Source organism: Priestia sp. P5_B4 (genome assembly GCF_056400385.1).
This window is the reverse complement of the sequence record NZ_JBFULJ010000608.1, coordinates 1-2,346: the sequence shown is the minus strand read 5'-3', so window position 1 is coordinate 2,346 and position 2,346 is coordinate 1. Positions and strand designations below refer to the sequence as shown.

General features: G+C 37.7%; 2 protein-coding genes. Both read right to left on the bottom strand.

Annotation, left to right across the window (positions count from 1 at the left end; translation table 11 throughout):
- Positions 1-288: 288 nt before the first annotated feature.
- Entirely contained in the window at positions 289-1,788 is a 1,500-nt protein-coding gene (zwf, locus tag AC1DRF_RS23635; RefSeq protein ID WP_477741840.1) for a glucose-6-phosphate dehydrogenase, read from the bottom strand.
- Between the two features lie 125 nt (positions 1,789-1,913).
- Positions 1,914-2,346: AEC family transporter (locus AC1DRF_RS23630; protein ID WP_477741839.1), on the bottom strand; the 433-nt coding region annotated here is incomplete at its 5' end.

The following is a 2,346-nucleotide window of genomic DNA, read 5'->3' as shown; positions in this document are numbered from 1 at the left end:
GCTGAGATTTTAAATGAGCATCAGCAAGTGTTCACCTTTATGAAAAAACGCAGTTTAAAAGCTGTTGAACATATGCAAAAACATTTACATCATGATCTTGTTCATTTACAAAAACGATTAAACACCAAAAGCGATTGAGACATAACTAAACTCATTCAATCCAAAGACGAACAAATGAGATACATAAATAAAAAGATCCGAACGATAAATCGAGATTCTTGATGGAGGCTCTCAATTCATCGTTCGGATCTTTCTTCAACGAAAAAAATTTTGTCCTAGCCTCTTTTTTTAAATAGGCAAAAACACTCCAGGTGCTTCCCCATGTTCATCATCATCGAGCCACCACTTAAAGCCTTCTTGTGCAACTAATTTTTGTGCTTCTTCAGGACCTTGTGAGCCGGATGGATATTCATAAAGCGGCAGCATATCAGCTTCAAATGCATCTAATACGGGCTGCATCCATTGCCAAGACAGCTCTACTTCTTTCCAATGAGCAAAAAATGTGGAGTCCCCGATTAATGCGTCGTAAATAATTCGTTCATATGCTTCCGGTACATTTCCTTCTTCTCTTGAAAACGTAATACGAACCGGCTCAATAACACCATTTTTTAATGGATTTTTGCTGTTAAGCTGCAAAGCGACGTTTTCGCTTGGACTAATTTCAATAATAAATAAGTTTGGTGCTACTTTGTCATAAGGAGTTTCATACAGACCTTTTAAAGAATCTTTAAATTCTACGACGATGCGAGTTGATTTTTCTTTCATTCGTTTGCCCGTTCGAATATAAAAAGGAACGCCTTTCCAAAATGGATTATCGATCCATAAACGTGCTGCCACAAACGTATCATTTTTAGAGTCTGCTTCTACGCCAGGCTCTTCTTTGTATCCTCTAACAGATTTATGATCGATTTCTCCGCTTCCGTATTGCCCTCGTACAACATCCCGAGCTACTTCTTCCGCTTGAATTTTCCTCAGTGACTCCATTACTTTTTGCTTTTCTTCTAAAATGTTTTCTGAGCAAATTCGTTTTGGAAGATGCATAGCTGTCATCATGAGAACCTGCAGCATATGATTTTGAATCATGTCGCGTATGGCCCCCGTATGATCATAATACCCTGCACGATTTTCAACACCGACTGTTTCACTTGCCGTAATTTGGACATTTGCAATGTGTTTGTTATTCCACAGCGATTGCAGCACGGGGTTCGTAAATTCAAGCGCTTCTAAATTTTGCACCATCGGTTTCCCTAAATAATGATCAATTCGATAAATTTCTTCTTCTTTAAACGTACTGCTTAGCTTTTCATTAAGCTCTCTTGCTGAAACAAGATCATGTCCAAACGGCTTTTCAATCATAAGACGCTTCCAGCCGCTGGTTTGATCCAAGCCGCTTTTTTTTATATGCAGAGCAATTACATCGAAGTATTCGGGTGCTACGGACAAATAAAACAAACGATTTCCTTTACTTCCATAAGTTGTTTCTTGCTCATTCACAAGTTTCAGCAGCTGTTCGTAATCTTCTATTTTGCTTGCGTCTACTGCTTGATAATGAAACAGAGACAAAAAATCTTCTTCGTTACTTTCCATTTTCCGTCTCGAAAAATCGTTTATAGATTGCTTTACGCGCTCTTTAAAATCCTCATGAGACATCTGCTCGTACCCCGATCCAATAATAGAAATAGTATCAGGGAGCTTTTTGTCTGTAAATAAATTATAAAGAGCAGGAAAGATTTTTCTTTTTGCTAAATCACCCGTTGCGCCAAATAAAACAAAAGTTAAGGACTCCACTTTTTTTCCTCCCGTCAGGTTGTATGTATGATGGATTTTCTCTTCTCCTAGCTTACCTCTGTTTATTTGGGAATATCCTTTTTTCATCAAAAAGGACGCTCACAAGTGTGAGCGTCCTCAGTTATTTACATTAAAATGTTTGTCATTCCCCACAGCAGTAAAAAGCTCAGCAGAATCGTCATATTTGACACAGTGCCGACAAATTTTTGATCGTATTTGAATTCTACTGCGTAAGGTAAAACTGACCCCGCTACTGGTAGAATGAAACAAACTAAAATTGTATAACGAAACATATCTTCAAATGGAAGTAAGAAAAACAGCGCAATCCCTACGCCAAGTCCAATCACGTAGCGGATGCTTAAAAACATGATAATTTTTTTCAAATAGCTTTTTTGGAATGAAAAATTTAAGTATACGCCTAAAAGCAAAAGAGAAAGCGGCATATTCGCTTTCGAGATAATGCCTGAAACGTCTAATACGTATGATGGTAAATGAATGCCTATAATCGCAAGARGACAAATGATTACATAGGTAAGAAGCGGCATTGATTTTAATACC